At 72.6% G+C, this 16,155-nt stretch carries 11 protein-coding genes; 8 read left to right on the forward strand and 3 right to left on the reverse strand.

The genetic code is table 11. From position 1 onward, the window contains the following. Positions 1–61 precede the first annotated feature (61 nt). From O2W18_RS21170 to O2W18_RS21200, 7 genes are all read left to right on the forward strand, one after another. Positions 62–1,300, forward strand: coding sequence for a DUF4032 domain-containing protein (locus O2W18_RS21170; protein WP_269189396.1), 1,239 nt, complete (start codon positions 62–64; stop codon positions 1,298–1,300). Positions 1,301–1,588: 288 nt separating this feature from the next. Further along, a complete protein-coding gene (locus O2W18_RS21175) occupies positions 1,589–2,794 on the forward strand; it encodes an extracellular solute-binding protein (RefSeq protein ID WP_269189397.1) in 1,206 nt (401 codons plus the stop codon). 55 nt (positions 2,795–2,849) lie between these two features. Beyond that, on the forward strand, positions 2,850–3,812 hold the full coding sequence (locus tag O2W18_RS21180; protein WP_269189398.1) for a carbohydrate ABC transporter permease: 963 nt from the start codon (positions 2,850–2,852) through the stop codon (positions 3,810–3,812). Then, positions 3,812–4,645, forward strand: a complete 834-nt coding sequence (locus tag O2W18_RS21185; RefSeq protein ID WP_036334056.1) for a carbohydrate ABC transporter permease — start codon at positions 3,812–3,814, stop codon at positions 4,643–4,645. The genes O2W18_RS21180 and O2W18_RS21185 overlap by 1 nt, the downstream gene beginning before the upstream one ends. A 43-nt stretch (positions 4,646–4,688) precedes the next feature. Continuing rightward, on the forward strand, positions 4,689–5,939 hold the full coding sequence (locus O2W18_RS21190) for an ABC transporter ATP-binding protein (protein ID WP_269189399.1): 1,251 nt from the start codon (positions 4,689–4,691) through the stop codon (positions 5,937–5,939). 172 nt (positions 5,940–6,111) lie between these two features. After that, complete coding sequence (gene pgi / locus O2W18_RS21195; RefSeq protein ID WP_269189400.1) at positions 6,112–7,758, forward strand: glucose-6-phosphate isomerase; 1,647 nt, start codon at positions 6,112–6,114, stop codon at positions 7,756–7,758. A gap of 225 nt (positions 7,759–7,983) precedes the next feature. After that, positions 7,984–8,826, forward strand: a complete 843-nt coding sequence (locus O2W18_RS21200; RefSeq protein WP_269189401.1) for a PspA/IM30 family protein — start codon at positions 7,984–7,986, stop codon at positions 8,824–8,826. A gap of 67 nt (positions 8,827–8,893) precedes the next feature. On the opposite strand, the gene O2W18_RS21205 is transcribed toward O2W18_RS21200, so the two are convergent. Further along, positions 8,894–9,745, reverse strand: a complete 852-nt coding sequence (locus O2W18_RS21205; RefSeq protein ID WP_269189402.1) for a DNA-formamidopyrimidine glycosylase family protein — start codon at positions 9,743–9,745, stop codon at positions 8,894–8,896. Positions 9,746–9,826: 81 nt separating this feature from the next. Beyond that, the gene (locus O2W18_RS21210; RefSeq protein WP_442929157.1) at positions 9,827–10,687 is read right to left on the reverse strand and encodes a DNA-formamidopyrimidine glycosylase family protein; all 861 of its coding nucleotides are present in this window, start codon (positions 10,685–10,687) and stop codon (positions 9,827–9,829) included. A gap of 148 nt (positions 10,688–10,835) precedes the next feature. Between O2W18_RS21210 and O2W18_RS21215 the strand changes: the two genes are divergently transcribed. Then, positions 10,836–11,435, forward strand: coding sequence for an antibiotic biosynthesis monooxygenase (locus O2W18_RS21215; protein WP_269189404.1), 600 nt, complete (start codon positions 10,836–10,838; stop codon positions 11,433–11,435). A 77-nt stretch (positions 11,436–11,512) separates the two neighbouring features. On the opposite strand, the gene O2W18_RS21220 is transcribed toward O2W18_RS21215, so the two are convergent. Then, on the reverse strand, positions 11,513–16,120 hold the full coding sequence (locus O2W18_RS21220) for an ATP-dependent helicase (RefSeq protein ID WP_269189405.1): 4,608 nt from the start codon (positions 16,118–16,120) through the stop codon (positions 11,513–11,515). Positions 16,121–16,155 lie beyond the last annotated feature (35 nt).

Genomic DNA, 16,155 nt, shown 5'->3' on the forward strand with positions numbered 1-16,155 from the left:
ACATCGTGACGGTCGGCCTGCCCGAATCGGACCCCGTGCCAGACCACCAGCGGAGCGCGTGATGCGGTACCTGTTCCGGCCCCCGGCCACCGAGGCTGCCGGCCTGCTGTCCCTGCCGTGGCACCAGCCCCTGGAGGAGTGGGACGAGTCCCTGCTGCTCGAGGTGCCGCAGCGCGGCATCTCCCGGCACGTCGTCCGGTTCACCGTGTCGGAGGGTCGCGTCTACGCCCTCAAGGAGATCGCCGAGCCGCTGGCCCGGCACGAGTACGCGCTGCTCGCCGAGTTCGAGGGCGAGGGGCTGCCGTCGGTGTCGGTGCTGGGCATCTGCGTCGACCGCCCCGACGACCAGCAGGCCGTCCTGGTCACCCGCTACCTCGAGTACTCGATGTCCTACCGGTACCTGTTCTCCGGCCCGCGGGCTGCCGACGACCCGATGAAGCTGCTGGACACCCTGGTGGAGCTGCTGGTGCGGCTGCACCTGGCCGGTGTCTACTGGGGCGACTGCTCGCTGTCCAACACGCTCTTCCGGCTGGACGCGGGGACGTTCACCGCCTACCTGGTCGACGCGGAGACCGCGGAGCGCCACCCCACGCTGTCGGCGCGGAAGCGGGCCTACGACGTCGACCTGGCCCGCGAGCGGGTCGGTGCCGAGCTGATGGACCTGCAGGCCGGCGAGCTGCTGGCACCGGAGATCGACCCGATCGAGATCGCCGAGAGCCTGCCGATCCGGTACGAGGCGCTGTGGGAGGAGGTGACCCGGGAGGAGGTCTTCCGCGCCGACGAGCAGGCGATCCGGGTCGCCGAGCGGCTGCAGCGGATCAACGACCTCGGGTTCGACGTGGGGGAGATCGAGCTGGTCACCTCCGGGGACGGCGCACGGCTGCGGGTCGAGACCCGGGTCGCCGAACCCGGGCAGCACCGGCGAGAGCTGGTCCGGCTGACCGGCCTGGAGGTGCAGGAGAACCAGGCGCAGCGGCTGCTCAACGACCTGTGGTCCTACCGCGCCTACCTGGAGCAGCGTGGCGGCCGCCCGGTGCCGGAGACCGTCGCCGGCCACCGCTGGCTGACCGAGGTGTACCTGCCCGTGGTGGGCGCGGTCCCCGACGAGCTGGCTGGCCGGCTGGAACCCGCCGAGGTGTTCCACGAGGTGCTGGAGCACCGCTGGTTCCTGTCCGAGGGGGCCGGTTTCGACGTCGGGACCTGGGCTGCCGTGCGCTCCTACGTGCAGAACGTGCTGCCGCGGATGCCGGTCCAGCTGACCACGCCGTCGGTGATGGCGCACCGGTCCGACCCCCGCTGAAGACCTCCCGCCAGGGCGTCCGGCGGGAGGTCTCGACAGGATCTCGCTCCGGTTGACAGCCGGTGTGACCAAGGCCACTCTCCGAGGTCCGCAGCGACCACACACGTCGCTGGAGGCGATGGAGGTGGTGGCTCGGTGCCGGACGTCAGCAGGGTCGGAGACGACAGCATGCGGACCGGTCGGGCCGGTCCGTCCCACTCCCGCAGGCGGCGGCGGGCGGTCGCCGGTGCCGCCGCAGCGGGCTTGCTGAGCTCCGTGCTCGCGGCCTGCGGAAGCGACGAGGGGGGCGTGCCGACGCTCACCTGGTACACCAACCCCGACTCCGGTGGCCAGGCCGAGATCGCCGCCCGGTGCACCGAGGCCGCCGACGGCGAGTACGTGATCGAGACGGCGGTGCTGCCCCGCGAGGCGTCCCAGCAACGGGAGCAGCTGATCCGGCGGCTGGCGGCCAACGACTCCTCGATCGACATCATGAGCCTGGACCCACCGTTCATCCCGGAGTTCGCCGAGGCGGGCTTCCTCGCACCGGTGCCCGAGGACGTCGCCGACCGGGTCACCGAGGACGTGGTGGAGAGCGCGGTCGAGGGCTCCACCTGGGACGACGAGCTGGTCGCCGTCCCGTTCTGGGCGAACACCCAGCTGCTCTGGTACCGCGAGTCGGTGGCGGAGGCGGCCGGGCTGGACATGAGCCAGCCGGTCACCTGGGAGGAGATCGTGCAGGCCGCCCAGGAGCAGGACGTGCAGGTCGGCGTGCAGGGCATCCGCGCCGAGGCCCTCACCGTCTGGTTCAACGCCCTCATCGAGTCGGCCGGTGGGTCGATCATCGAGGAGAACTCGACCGACCCCTCGGAGATCGAACTGGGGCTGACGTCCGAGGCCGGCATCCGCGCCGCCGAGGTGATGCGCATGATCGCCACCAGTGGAACGGCCGGCCCGGCGTTGTCGACGGCGAACGAGGACTCCACCGCGACGGCCTTCGAAGGTCCCGAGGGCGGGTTCAACGTGAACTACCCGTTCGTCTACCCCCGGGCCCTGGCCGCGGTGGAAGCCGGGACGATGGACGCCTCGGTGCCGGAGGACTACGGCTGGGCGATCTACCCGCGGGTGGACGCAGACACCCCGGCCGCGCCGCCCTACGGCGGTATCAACCTGGGCGTCGGTGCCTTCAGCGAGAACCCCGGCCTCGCCTACGCAGCCACCGAGTGCATCACGTCGACGGAGAACCAGGCCTACTACTTCGTCACCAACGGCAACCCGGCCTCGGACACCGCGGTCTACGACGACCCGGAGGTGCTCGAGCAGTTCCCGATGGCCCCGACCATCCGGGACTCCCTCGAGCTCGCGGCGCCCCGGCCGCAGACGCCGTACTACAGCGAGGTCTCCGGCGGGATCCAGCGCGTCTACCACCCGCCGTCGTCGGTCGAACCCGAGCAGACGCCGGAGCAGGCCACCGAACTGATCAACGCCGTGTTGCGGAAGGAGCAGTTGCTGTGACCGAGCACGCGACGCGGGTCTCCGCGCATCCGTCCACCGCCGGGGGGGTGATCCGGTGAGCACCACGACGCTCCCCCCGGCGGAGAAGACCCAGCCGGTCTCCGCCCCGGACGCCAAGACCAGCGACCGGGCCAAGAGCGAGCGGAAGCTCGGCTGGCTGCTGGCCGGCCCCGCCCTGGTGGTCATGCTGCTGGTGACCGCCTACCCGATCGCCCAGGCGGTCTACGACTCGCTCTTCGACTTCCGGCTGACCGACCCGGACAACCGGTCGTTCACCGGGCTGTCGAACTACGGGGTGATCCTCTCCGACTGGCTGTGGTGGCGGTCCTTGCTGGTCACCGGGTTCATCACCCTGGTGACCGTGGCCGTGGAGCTGGTCCTGGGCTTCGCCCTCGCCATGGTGATGGCCAAGGCGTTGAGCACGATCCGGCCGGTCCTGCGGGCCGCGATCCTCATCCCCTACGCGGTCATCACCGTGGTGTCGGCCTTCGCCTGGCAGTTCGCGTTCGACATCCAGACCGGCTTCGTCAACAGCTGGTTCGGCTGGGTGCCGGGCATCAGCGGGGACACCGACTGGTTCGGTGGCACCTGGACCTCGTTGCTGGTCATCTGTCTCGCCGAGATCTGGAAGACCACGCCGTTCATCTCGCTGCTCCTGCTGGCCGGGCTCGCCCAGGTGCCAGAGGTGCTGCAGGAGGCGGCGAAGGTCGACGGTGCGAGCTGGTGGCAGCGGATGCGCAAGGTCACCCTGCCGAACATGAAGGCCGCGATCATGGTGGCCCTGCTGTTCCGCACCCTGGACGCGTTCCGGGTGTTCGACAGCATCTTCATCATGACCGGCGGGGCGAACGCGACCGAGTCGGTCTCCTTCCTCGCCTACCGGCAGACCATCTCGCGGCTGGAGATCGGCCTGGGGTCGGCGGTCTCGGTGCTGTTGTTCCTGGCGGTCGTGTTCATCGCCATGAGCTTCATCAAGGGCTTCAAGGTCGACCTGTCCCAGTCGAGGGGGGAAGGCTGATGTCCACCAAGGAGAAGACCTGGTGGGGCGTCGCCGGCGTGGCGATCGTCATCTACGCGCTGTTCCCGATCGCCTGGATCGTGTCGCTGTCGTTCAAGGCGCCCAGCGCCCTGAACAACGGCAACTTCCTCCCCGGCGCACCGACATGGGAGAACTACTCCCTGATCCTCACCGGTGGGGCCAGCGACCTGTTCCTGCCGGCGTTGCGCAACTCGTTCGGCATCTGCCTGATCGCCACTGCGATCTCGTGCCTGCTGGCCATGTTCGCCGCCTACGCGATCGCCCGGCTGGACTTCCCGGGGAAGAAGTTCATCCTCGGGACGGCGCTGGCGGTGGCGATCTTCCCGGTGATCTCGATCGTCACGCCGCTGTTCAACCTGTGGCGCAACATCGGGCTCTACGACACCTGGCCCGGGCTGATCATCCCCTACCTGTCCCTCACGCTGCCGATCTCGATCTGGACGATGTCGGCGTTCTTCCGGGAGATCCCCTGGGAGATGGAGCAGGCCGCGCAGGTCGACGGCGCGACCACCTGGCAGGCGTTCCGCAAGGTGATCGTCCCCCTGGCTGCGCCGGGCGTCTTCACCACGGCGATCATCGCCTTCTTCATCGCCTGGAACGACTTCGTCTACGGCATCTCGCTCACCTCCACCGAGGCGGCGCGACCCGTGCCCGCGGCGCTGGGCCTGTTCTCCGGCGCCTCCCAGTTCGAGGACCCGACCGGTGCGATCGCGGCTGCCGCGGTCATCGTCACCATCCCGGTCATCGTCCTGGTCCTGCTCTTCCAGCGGCGCATCGTCGCCGGCCTCACCAACGGCGCCGTCAAGGGCTGACGCCCTCCCGCCGACCCATGCTGATCGTGAAAGGGACGAACTGATGGCCTCGATCGAGATGAAGAACATCGTCAAGAAGTACGGCGACGGCTTCCCGGCGGTGAACGACGTGAGCCTGGACATCGACGAGGGGGAGTTCATGATCCTCGTCGGCCCGTCCGGCTGCGGGAAGTCCACGTTGCTGCGGATGATCGTCGGGCTGGAGGACATCACCAGCGGCGACATGGTGATCGGCGGCACCCGGGTCAACGACAAGGCACCGCGGGAGCGCAACCTGTCGATGGTCTTCCAGAACTACGCGCTGTACCCGCACCTCAGCGTGTTCGAGAACATCGCCTTCCCGTTGCGGCTGGCCAAGGTGGACGACGCGGAGGTGCAGCGGCGGGTGAACGAGGCCGCCGACGTCCTGGAGCTGCACGAGCACCTGGAGCGCAAGCCGGCCAACCTCTCCGGTGGTCAGCGCCAGCGGGTGGCGATGGGCCGGGCGATCGTGCGCCAGGCCGAGGCGTTCCTCTTCGACGAGCCCCTGTCCAACCTGGACGCCAAGCTCCGCGGCCAGATGCGCACCGAGATCTCCCGGCTGCAGCGCCGGCTGGGCATCACCACCGTCTACGTCACCCACGACCAGACCGAGGCAATGACGCTCGGCGACCGGGTCTGCGTCCTGCGCAAGGGCAAGATCCAGCAGGTCGCCTCGCCGCGTGAGCTGTACGAGCAGCCGGTCAACCTCTTCGTCGCCGGCTTCATCGGCTCGCCGCCGATGAACTTCCTCCCGGCCCAGCTCGAGGGCTCCCGGCTCACCACGCCGTTCGGGGACATCGAGCTCGACGAGCGGCGGGCGGCCGCGGTCGCCGGCCGCGACCTCCTGCTGGTCGGCATCCGGCCGGAGTACTTCGAGGACGCCTCCCTGGTCGACGAGGCCAAGCGGCCGCTCGGCTCGGTGTTCACCGCCCGGGTGGACGTGACCGAGTGGCTGGGTGACTCGCAGTTCGCCTACATCCCCTACGAGGCGCCCGACGAGATCCGCACCCAGCTGCGTGAGCTGTCCAAGGAGCTGGACTCCGAGGAGCTGCGCACCCAGGCGATCGTGTCCATCGACGCGACCAGCCGGATCCGGGAGGGCCGGGACGCGGAGTTCTGGCTGGACAGCCGCAAGGTGCACGTCTTCGACCCGACGACGGGGGACAACCTGACCCGGGACGCCGAGGCCGGTGCCGAGCTCACCCGGCTGGCGGCCGAGGACCGGGTCGAGCAGGTCCAGACGGCGGAGGGCGAGGGGATCAGCGCCGCCTGACGGCGCCCCGGAGGGCGGCCACGGGTGGCTGCCACCCACGCTGCCCGGCGCAGGAGGGCCTGCGCCGGGCAGCTGCCCGGCGCAGGCATGATCATGCCCGGGGTTTGTGCCGCGGCGTCGCTGCGCACCTGTCCCCGCAGAGACCCTGGCCGGACACTGGAGGCAGAGCAGCATGGACATCACCGCGACCGACGAGTGGGCAGCCCTTGCCGACCACCACCGCGCGGTCGGCGCCCGGACGCTGCGCGAGCTCTTCGCCGAGGACCCCGGCCGCGGTGAGCGGCTGACCGGCACCGCCGGCGACCTGCACGTCGACCTCGCCAAGCACCGGGTCACCGACGAGACACTGCAGCTGCTGGTCGCGCTGGCCGAGCGCGCCGGCGTGCCGGGCCGGATCGCGGCGATGTTCCGCGGTGAGCACATCAACACCACGGAGGACCGCGCCGTCCTGCACGTGGCGCTGCGCGCACCGGAGTCGGTGCCGCTCACCGTCGACGGCCAGGACGTCAGCGCCGACGTCCACGCGGTGCTGGCCACGATGCGCACCTTCGCCGACCGGGTTCGGTCGGGGGAGTGGAAGGGGCACACCGGGGAGCCGATCCGGGCCGTGGTGAACATCGGCATCGGTGGCTCCGACCTGGGTCCGGCGATGGCCTACACCGCCCTGGCCGACTACAGCGACCGCGGGATCACCGCCCGCTTCGTCTCCAACATCGACCCCACCGACTTCGCCGAGAAGACCCGCGACCTGGACCCGGCGACCACGCTGTTCGTGGTCTGCTCCAAGACGTTCACCACCCTGGAGACGCTCACCAACGCCACCGTCGCCCGGGACTGGCTGCTGGCCTCCGGCGCCGACGGGTCGGCGGTGGCCAAGCACTTCGTCGCGGTCTCCACCAACACCGACGCCGTGGCCGAGTTCGGCATCGACACCGCGAACATGTTCGAGTTCTGGGACTGGGTGGGCGGCCGCTACTCCTTCACCTCGGCGATCGGGCTCTCGCTCATGGTCGCGATCGGGCCGGACGCCTACGCCGAGATGCTCGCCGGCTTCCACGCCGTCGACGAGCACTTCCGCACCGCGCCCCTCGCGGAGAACATGCCGCTGGTCCAGGGGCTGCTCAACGTCTGGTACACCGACTTCTTCGGTGCCCAGAGCCACGCGGTCCTGCCCTACAGCCAGTACCTGTCCCGGCTGCCGGCCTACCTGCAGCAGCTGACGATGGAGAGCAACGGCAAGTCCGTGCGGGCCGACGGGCAGCCGGTGACGACGGCGACCGGCGAGGTGTACTGGGGCGAGCCCGGCACCAACGGCCAGCACGCCTTCCACCAGCTGCTGCACCAGGGCACCTCGCTCGTCCCGGCCGACTTCATCGGGTTCGGCGAGCCGAACCACGACATCGGCGAGATGCACGACCTGCTGATGGCCAACATGTTCGCGCAGAGCGCCGCCCTGGCGTTCGGCAAGACGGCGGAGGAGGTCGCCGCCGACGGGACGCCGGCCGACGTCGTCCCGCACAAGGTGATGCCCGGCAACCGGCCCTCGACGACGATCCTGGCGCCGAAGCTGACCCCCTCGACACTGGGGCAGCTGATCGCCTTCTACGAGCACACCGTCTTCACCCAGGGCGCGATCTGGCAGATCGACTCCTTCGACCAGTGGGGCGTGGAGCTCGGCAAGGTGATGGCCCGCCAGCTCGCCCCGGCCCTGACCAGCGAGGCCGCGCCGGAGATGGACAGCCCGGAGATCGACGCGGACGCCTCCACGGCCGCGCTCGTCACGCACTACCGGCGGCTCCGCGGCCGCCCGGTCCGGTGACCCCGGTCCCCAGCATCGATCGTTTGCCCTGATCACCGACCGTCCCCCCGCACCAGAACTGGTGCGGGGGGACAGTCGTTCGTGCGGGAGGACGGCGGGTCCGCGACGCAGGATGGCGTGCGGTGGCTGGCCGGGGACCCGGCCTGGGACGATGATCGGGACAGTGTCATCCGTGTCGCACCGCCCGCCGCCCGGCGGGGCTGGAGCACCGGACCAGGAGGAGCCATGCCGAACCCGTTCGTGAAGCTGTGGAAGTACCTGACGGCCTCGGCCAACAACCAGATCGACCAGCGCGCCGATCCGAAGATCCAGATCCAGCAGGCGATCGAGGCGGAGCAGCAGCGGCACCAGGCCCTGGCCAACCAGGCCGCCGCGGTGCTGGGCAACCAGCGGCAGCTGGAGATGCGGTTGAGCCGGCAGCTCGGTGAGATCGAGAAGCTGCAGGGGTCGGCCCGGCAGGCACTGACCCTCGCCGACCAGACCCGCGCCGCCGGGGACGCCGCCAAGGCCGCCGACTACGAGCAGGCTGCGCAGGCCTTCGCCACCCAGCTGGTCGGCGCCGAGCAGTCGGTCGAGGACCTCAAGCGCAGCCACGACGAGGCACTGCAGGCCGCCGAGCAGGCCAAGGGCGCGGTCGAGACCAGCCGGATGCGGCTGCAGTCGACGCTGGCCGAGCGCACCAAGCTGATGTCGCAGCTGGAGCAGGCCAAGATGCAGGAGCAGGTGTCGGCGTCGCTGCGGTCGGTCAACGAGCTGTCCGCACCGGGCAACACCCCCAACCTCGGTGAGGTCCGCGACAAGATCGAGGCCCGCTACGCCACCGCCCTGGGCCAGGCGGAGCTCGCGCAGGACTCGGTCGAGGGTCGGATGCTCGAGGTCGAGAAGGCGACCATCGACGTCGCCGGCGCCTCCCGGCTGGCCGAGCTCCGTGCGTCGATGGGCGGTGGCACCCAGGCCATCAGCGGCAACCAGGCCGCCGGCGCCATCGAGCAGGGCACCCCGCCGGCGACCGGGCTCGGCGCCGAGACCCCGGCTGCCCAGCCGGCGGAGCGGCCGGACCCGGCCTGACGTCGAGGCCCCGGTGCAGGGTCCCGTCGCGAGCTTGCGAGTGGCGGGGGGGCACCGGGGTCCTTCATCAGGTGGCGGCGATCGACGCCGGATGGCCGGGTTCCCCGGTGCGAGCGAGCGGGTCGATCGGGCTGCGTGCGGCCTGGCACGACGGGCACCAGTAGGTCACCCGCTCCTGGGTGTCCGGCCCCTGGTCGCCGAGCAGGATCGGCGTGCGGCAGCGGCGGCACGGCCGGCCGCGGCGGCCGAACACCCAGTGGTCCTCCCCGCGCCGGGTGGAGCCGGTGGTGCTCTGCTCCGGGTGGTCGCGATTGGCCAGCATCAACGTGCGCGCGCGTTCGACCAGCCCGCGCAGGTCGGGGACGTCGGCGACCCGCGTCCACGGGTGGGTGCGGGTCATGAACAGCGTCTCGACCTTGTAGAGGTTGCCGATGCCGGCGAGGTTGCGCTGGTCGAGGACCGCGACGCCGATCTGCTCGTCCGGGTGTGAGCGGAGCCGGCGCAACGCCTCGTCGAGGTCCCAGTCCGGGCCGAGCACGTCGGGACCGAGGTGGCCGACCAGCTCGCCCTCACCGCTGGTCGGCACGATCCGCAGGTCGTGCAGCCGGTAACCGACGCAGTCCCACTCGTCGGTGGCCAGGATCGCGCGGATGCTGTGCGCGGGCCCGCCCTTCCACGGGGTGCCCTTCCGGTAGATGTGCCAGCTGCCGTCCATCCGGTAGTGCGTGCGCAGGGTGCGGCCGTCGGCGAAGCGGGTGAGCATGTGCTTGCCGCGGGGGACGACCTCGGTGACGGTGGCGCCGGTGAGATCCACGGTGGCCAGCTGGGGCACGCGCAGCTCGCCCTTGGTGAGCCTGGCGCCGGCCAGCGCGGTGTTCATCCGCTGGGCGGCCAGCCAGACTGTGTCTCCCTCGGGCATCCCGCCATGATCCCCGCCCGCGCTCTCTCGTGCCGGACCTGGCAGCCGTCGGGCCCGGCACTCCTGGCGGCTCCGGCGTCGTCAGTACCTGGCGCGGCGCGCCTCCGACTCGGGCTCCCCGGTGCGCGCCCGCGGATCGACCGGTGCGGGCGTGGCCTGGCAGCGCGGGCACCACCAGGTGACCCGCTCCTGCAGGTCGGGGCCCTGGTCGCCGAGCAGGATCGGCGTCCGGCAGCGCCGGCAGGGGCGGCCCTTGCGGCCGGCGACCCAGTGGTCCTGCCCGCGGCGGGTCTCGCCGGTGGTGCTCTGCTCGGGGTGGTGCCGGTTGGACAGCATCAGCGTGCGGGCCCGTTCGACCAGCCCGCGCAGGTCGGGGACGTCGGCGACTCGCGCCCAGGGGTGCACGCCGGTCAGGAAGAGGGACTCGACCTTGTAGAGGTTGCCGATGCCGGCGAGGTTGCGCTGGTCGAGGACCGCGACGCCGATCTGCTCGTCCGGCTGCGAGCGGAGCCGGCGCAGGGCCTCCTCGACGTCCCAGTCCGGACCCAGCACGTCGGGCCCGAGGTGCCCGACCAGCTCGGCCTCCTGGCTGGTGGGGACGATCCGCATGTCGTGCAGCCGGTAGCCGACGCACTCCCACTCGTCGGTGGTCAGCACCGCGCGGATGCTGTGCGTGGGCCCGCCCCGCCACCGGGTGCCTCGCCGGTAGATGTGCCAGCTGCCGTCCATCCGGTAGTGCGTGCGCAGCGTGCGGCCGTCGGCCAGCCGGGTGAGCATGTGCTTGCCGCGGGGGACGACCTCGGTGACGGTGGCGCCGGTGAGGTCGACCGCAGCCAGTTGCGGCACCCGGAGCTCGCCGCGGCGGAGCGTGGCGCCGGCCAGCGCCGAGTTCATCCGCTGGGCGGCCAGCCAGACGGTGTCTCCCTCGGGCACGCCGACCATGGTCCCCGCGCGGGCGGGCCGGCTGCTCGGTGGCGGTGAGCTCCTGTCCCGGCCGACGGTCCGCCTCCCTCGGGCGGGTGGCCTCGTGTGAGGGGGGCGACAGGCGGGAACAGGCGGCTTTCCCTCAGCGCTGAGAGACCCTGTGACCGTGACGACCCGCTTGCGCAGCCTGCCGGTGCGACTGACCGGCAACACCGCGGCCCGGCAGCCCGCCCCGGCGTCCGAACCGGTCACCGTCACCGTCGCCCGGGTGGTGCGCCCGGACCAGCAGAACGCCTTCGAGCGGTGGGCAGCTGACGTGCAGGAGCTGGTCGCGACCTTCCCCGGTCACCTGGGTTCGTCGTTGCTCCGCCCCGGCCCGGGCAGCGACGAGTACCACCTGGTCTACCGCTTCCGGGACGACGAGTCCCTCGCCTCCTGGGAGCGCTCGCCCGAGCGGCGTGAGGCGCTGGACCGGGTGCACCAGCTGGTGGAGGACGAGCGGGTGGCCCGGGCCGTCGGGCTGCAGAGCTTCTTCGCGGTCCCCGCCCGGCCCGGTCCGGCCTGGCGCAGCTGGCTGCTCACCGTGGCCGTCGTCCTGCTGTTCACCTCGACCTTCCAGCTCCTGGCCGTGCCGCTCGTCGGCGACTGGCCCTGGCCGCTGCGGCTGCTGCTGTCGGCGGCCTACGTGGTGACGGCGCTGCGGCTGTCCATGCCCCGGCTCAGCCGCTGGCTCGGTCCCTGGCTGCAGGGCTCCCGCCGCTCCTGACGCACCCCCGCGCCCACCCGCTGTGTGCGCGCCTGCCGCGTCGCGGGATCGCCTTCGCCATCGCGCGTCCCGGTTGATCAGCTCCGCAGCCGCAGCCCCCGTGGGGTGGCGGCGAACCCGGCGGCCTGCAGCGCGGCGGTGAGCGGGCCGGACTCGTGCACCGACGCCCCGTCGGCCTTCTGCACGATCATCCTACCCAGCGCCCCCGAGGCGACCGCACCGGACAGGGCGGTGGCCGCCTCCTTGAGCACGGTCTCCTCCTCGGTCCAGGACAGCAGCGTCTTCCCGCCGCGCTCGACGTAGAGCACGAGCTCACCGTCGACCAGCACCACCAGCGCGCCCGCCTTGCGCCCGGCGCGGTGCCCCGTCCTGCGGGTGCCGGTGCCCTCACCGAGGTCGACGGCGGGGCCGTCGGCGGGGCCGCCGGCTGGGGCGACCGCGCGCTCCGGCCAGGGGAGCGCAGCGCCGTAGACGTTCGCCGGGTCGGTGGCGGCGAGCACGACCGGCCCGGCCGGCACCCGGTCGGGGCTGGCGAAGCTGCGCAGCCGGTCGACCGAACCCGGGGTGCCGAACTGCGCTGCGCCGAGGGTCTCGACGAAGTACCCCCGGCGGGCCCGGCCGTTCTCCTCGAACGCTCGCAGCACCGGGTAGACCGCGGAGAACCCACCGGTCACCTGCTCGGCCTGCACCGCCCCGCGGGTGAGCACGCCGTGCCGTTCCAGCAGCGCCTCCGCACGCGCGGTGGTGCGCTTGGTGGGGTTGGCCTCCAGGTCGGGCAACCGTGACCAGCGCCCGGCCATCGCCGGGGGACCGGTGCGGCTGGGCATCGCCGGCCGGCCCAGCCGGGTGCGGCCGTAGCGGCTGCGGTCGAGCCGGGCGCGGGGTGCGGCGGGCTGCCGCTTGTGGGTGCCACCGCCGGACAGCCGCACCCGCAGCGGCGCGAGGGTGTCGTTGGTCAGCGCGCCGGCCCAGACCAGGTCCCAGATCTCCTCGGCCAGCGCCGTGTCGTCGGTGGCGCCCACCCGGTCGGACAGCGCCCGGAAGAAGAGCGCCTGCCCGCCGGCGAGCTCGTCGAGCACCAGCTGCCCGACGCCGCCCTCGGTGGTGGCGCCACCAGGCGGCTCGGGCAGGAGCAGCGGGGCCAGGTCGGCCGGCACCAGGGAGACCCAGCCGTCGCCGCCGGACAACCCGCCTGCGCCCGCCCAGAGCACCTCTCCAGCGCTGGTGAGCTCGTCCAGCATCGCGGGGGAGTAGCCCTGCACCCGGGAGGGCAGCACCAGCGACTCCAGCGCTGAGGCGGGCACCAGGGCACCGGCCAGTTGCTCGACCACTGCCAGGACGCCGTCGACCCCGCGCATCCGGCCGCCCACCGACTGCCAGGAGGGCGTGAACCGGGCGAGCGTGTCGGTGGGGACCGGCTCGACCTCCTGGCGCAGCTTGGCCAGCGACCGCCGCCGGATCGAGCGCAGCACCTCGGCGTCGCACCACTCCTGGCCGATGCCGCCGGGCCGGAACTCCCCGGTGACCAACCGGCCGGTGCCGACCAGCCGCTGCACCGTGGCGGTGACGACGGCGACGCCCAGGCCCAGCCGGGCGGCGACCTCCGGCGGCGCGAACGGGCCGTGGGTGCGGGCGTAGCGGCCGATCAGGTCGCCGAGCGGGTCGGCCACCGGCTCGGTGAACACCTCGGGCACCCCGACCGGCAGCGCCGTGCCCAGGGCGTCGCGGAGCCGGCCGGCGTCCTCGATGGCGACGTACCGCTCCTGCCCGGCGATCCGGACCACCAGCGCCCGGCGGGAGACGACCAGCTCCTGGAGCCAGTCGGCCGGGATGCCGCGGGCGGCCGCCTCGGCCACCGTCAGGTCGCCGACGCCGCGGAGCAGGTCGCTGGCGCCGTCGACGTCGCGCGGGTGCCGCTGCTCGGGCAGCCGCTGCAGCTCCGCCTCGACTTCGCCCATCGCGTCGGCGTCCAGCAGTTCGCGCAGCTCCGAGCGGCCCAGCAGCTCGGCCAGCAGCCCGGTGTCCAGCGCCAGCGCCTGGGCGCGGCGCTCGGCCAGCGGGGCGTCGCCCTCGTAGATGAACTGCCCGACGTAGCCGAACAGCAGGGACTGGGCGAACGGTGAGGCGGTCTGGGTCTGCACGTCGACGAGCCGCACCCGGCGGGCCCGGACGTCCCGCATCAGCTCGACAAGCCCCGGCACGTCGTAGACGTCCTGCAGCACCTCCCGCACCGCCTCGAGGGTGATCGGGAACGAGGAGAACTCGCTGGCCACCGAGAGCAGCTGGGCCGCGCGCTGCCGTTGCTGCCACAGCGGGGTGCGCCGGCGCGGGTCGCGGCGGGGGAGCAGCAGCGCCCGGGCGGCGCACTCGCGGAACCGGCTGGCGAACAGCGCGGAGTTGCCGACCTCGGCGGTGACCTCGCGCTCGACGTCGTCCGGGTCCAGCAGCGCGAGGTCGGCCTCCGGTGCCTCGCCGGTGGTGTCCGGGAGTCGTAGCACGATGCCGTCGTCGGAGTGCATGGACGCGACGTCGACGCCGTAGCGCTCGCGCAGCCGGGCGGCCAGCACCAGCGCCCACGGTGCGTTGACCTGGGCGCCGAAGGGGGAGTGCACGACCAGCCGCCAGTCGCCGAGCTCGTCGCGGAACCGCTCGACCAGCAGCGTGCGGTCGTCCGGCAGGTGGCCGGTGGCCGCCTTCTGCTCGGCCAGGTAGGCGAACAGGTTGCTCGCACCCCAGGAGTCCAGTCCGGCGGCGCGGGCGCGGTCCATGCCCGCCTCCGGCGTGGCCGAGCCGACCTCGCGCAGGAAGGCACCCAGCGCCCGGCCCAGCTCCAGCGGGCGGCCCAGGGTGTCGCCGTGCCAGAACGGCATCTTCCCGGGCAGGCCGGGGGCGGGGCTGACGAGCACCCGGTCGTGGGTGATCTCCTCGATCCGCCAGGACGAGGACCCGAGCAGGAAGACGTCGCCCACGCGGGACTCGTAGACCATCTCCTCGTCCAGCTCACCGACCCGGCGACCACCGTTCGCCCCCGCACCGGAGACGAGGAAGACGCCGAACAGCCCGCGGTCGGGGATGGTGCCGCCGCTGGTGACCGCCAGGCGCTGGGCACCGGCGCGGGCGGTGAGGGTGTCGGTGACCCGGTCCCAGGTCAGCCGCGGGCGCAGCTCGGCGAACGCGTCGGAGGGGTAGCGACCGGCGAGCATGTCCAGCACCGCGTGCAGCGCGGAGTCCGGCAGCGAGGCGAACGCGGCCGAGCGGCGCAGCACCGCGGCGACCTCGTCGACGGTGCGCGGCCGCTCGGAGACCATCGCGACGATCTGCTGGGCCAGCACGTCAAGCGGGTTGCGCAGGTACCGGGTCGACTCGATGGCCCCGGCCCGCATCCGCTCGGCGACGACGGCGCTCTGCACCAGGTCGCCGCGGAACTTCGGGAAGATGACGCCCTCGCTGACCGCGCCCACCTGGTGGCCGGCCCGGCCCACCCGCTGCAGCCCGGCGGCCACGTTCGGCGGCGACTCGACCTGGATCACCAGGTCGACCGCGCCCATGTCGATGCCGAGCTCCAGCGAGGAGGTGGCGACCACGGCCGGCAGCTGCCCGGACTTGAGCGCCTCCTCGACCACCGCGCGCTGTTCCCGGGAGACCGAGCCGTGGTGCGCGGAGGCGACCGGCTTCACGTCCGCCGGCAACCCACCGCCGGAGCCGGCCTGGGCCATCAGCTCGGCGGGGTTGGCGCCGTGCGGCATCGGCTCCCCGGTGGCGCGCTCGTAGGCCAGCTCGTTCAGCCGGCTGGTCAGCCTCTCGGCCAGCCGGCGGGAGTTGGCGAACACGATGGTGCTGCGGTGGCTCTCGATCAGGTCGAGCACCCGCTCCTCGACCGCCGGCCAGATCGACGTCCGCGGCTGGTTGCCGGCGGCGGACCCCTCCAGCTCCCCGGTGGGCTGCCCCAGCTGGCTCATGTCCTCGACCGGGACGACGACCGACAGGTCCCACTGCTTGGTCGACGGCGGGGCGACCACCCGCACCGGACGGCCCCCGGCCAGGAAGGTCGACACCTCCTCGATCGGCCGCACCGTCGCCGACAACCCGATCCGCTGGGCCGGCCGCTCCAGCAGCTCGTCGAGCCGGTCGAGGGAGACCGCCAGGTGGGCGCCGCGCTTGCTGCCGCAGACGGCGTGCACCTCGTCGAGGATCACCGTCTGCACCCCGCGCAGCGACTCCCGGGCCTGGCTGGTGAGCAGCAGGAACAGCGACTCCGGGGTGGTGATCAGGATGTCCGGCGGGCGCCTGGCGAACAGCCGTCGCTCGTCGGCCGGGGTGTCACCGGAGCGGATGCCGACGCTGATCTCCGGCCGTTCCTGACCCAGCCGGGCGGCGGCCTGGCCGATCCCGGTGAGCGGTGCGCGCAGGTTGCGCTCGACGTCGACGGCCAGCGCCTTGAGCGGGGAGACGTAGAGGACCCGGCAGCGGGCCAGCGGGTCCTCCGGCGGGGGCGTCGCCGCCAGCCGGTCGAGCGACCAGAGGAAGGCCGCCAGCGTCTTGCCCGACCCGGTGGGGGCGACGACCAGGGCGTGCTCGCCGCTGCTGATCGCCGTCCAGGCGCCCTCCTGGGCCGGGGTCGGCTGCTCGAACGCGCCGGTGAACCACGCCTGAGTGGGCGCCGAGAACCGGTCGAGAGCGGGCACGCGACCAGTGTCCACGCGGGTACGACAGTTCGCCG

The organism is Modestobacter sp. VKM Ac-2983 (assembly GCF_026967885.1).
Classification (GTDB): Bacteria; Actinomycetota; Actinomycetes; order Mycobacteriales; family Geodermatophilaceae; genus Modestobacter.

Bases quoted from the DNA above. Each gene is read 5' to 3' on its own strand.
- O2W18_RS21170 (WP_269189396.1), top strand. From the start codon at position 62: ATGCGGTACCTGTTCCGGCCCCCGGCCACCGAGGCTGCCGGCCTGCTG.
- O2W18_RS21185 (WP_036334056.1), top strand. From the start codon at position 3,812: ATGTCCACCAAGGAGAAGACCTGGTGGGGCGTCGCCGGCGTGGCGATC.
- O2W18_RS21190 (WP_269189399.1), top strand. From the start codon at position 4,689: ATGGCCTCGATCGAGATGAAGAACATCGTCAAGAAGTACGGCGACGGC.
- pgi (WP_269189400.1), top strand. From the start codon at position 6,112: ATGGACATCACCGCGACCGACGAGTGGGCAGCCCTTGCCGACCACCAC.
- O2W18_RS21200 (WP_269189401.1), top strand. From the start codon at position 7,984: ATGCCGAACCCGTTCGTGAAGCTGTGGAAGTACCTGACGGCCTCGGCC.
- O2W18_RS21205 (WP_269189402.1), bottom strand. From the start codon at position 9,745: ATGCCCGAGGGAGACACAGTCTGGCTGGCCGCCCAGCGGATGAACACC.
- O2W18_RS21210 (WP_442929157.1), bottom strand. From the start codon at position 10,687: ATGGTCGGCGTGCCCGAGGGAGACACCGTCTGGCTGGCCGCCCAGCGG.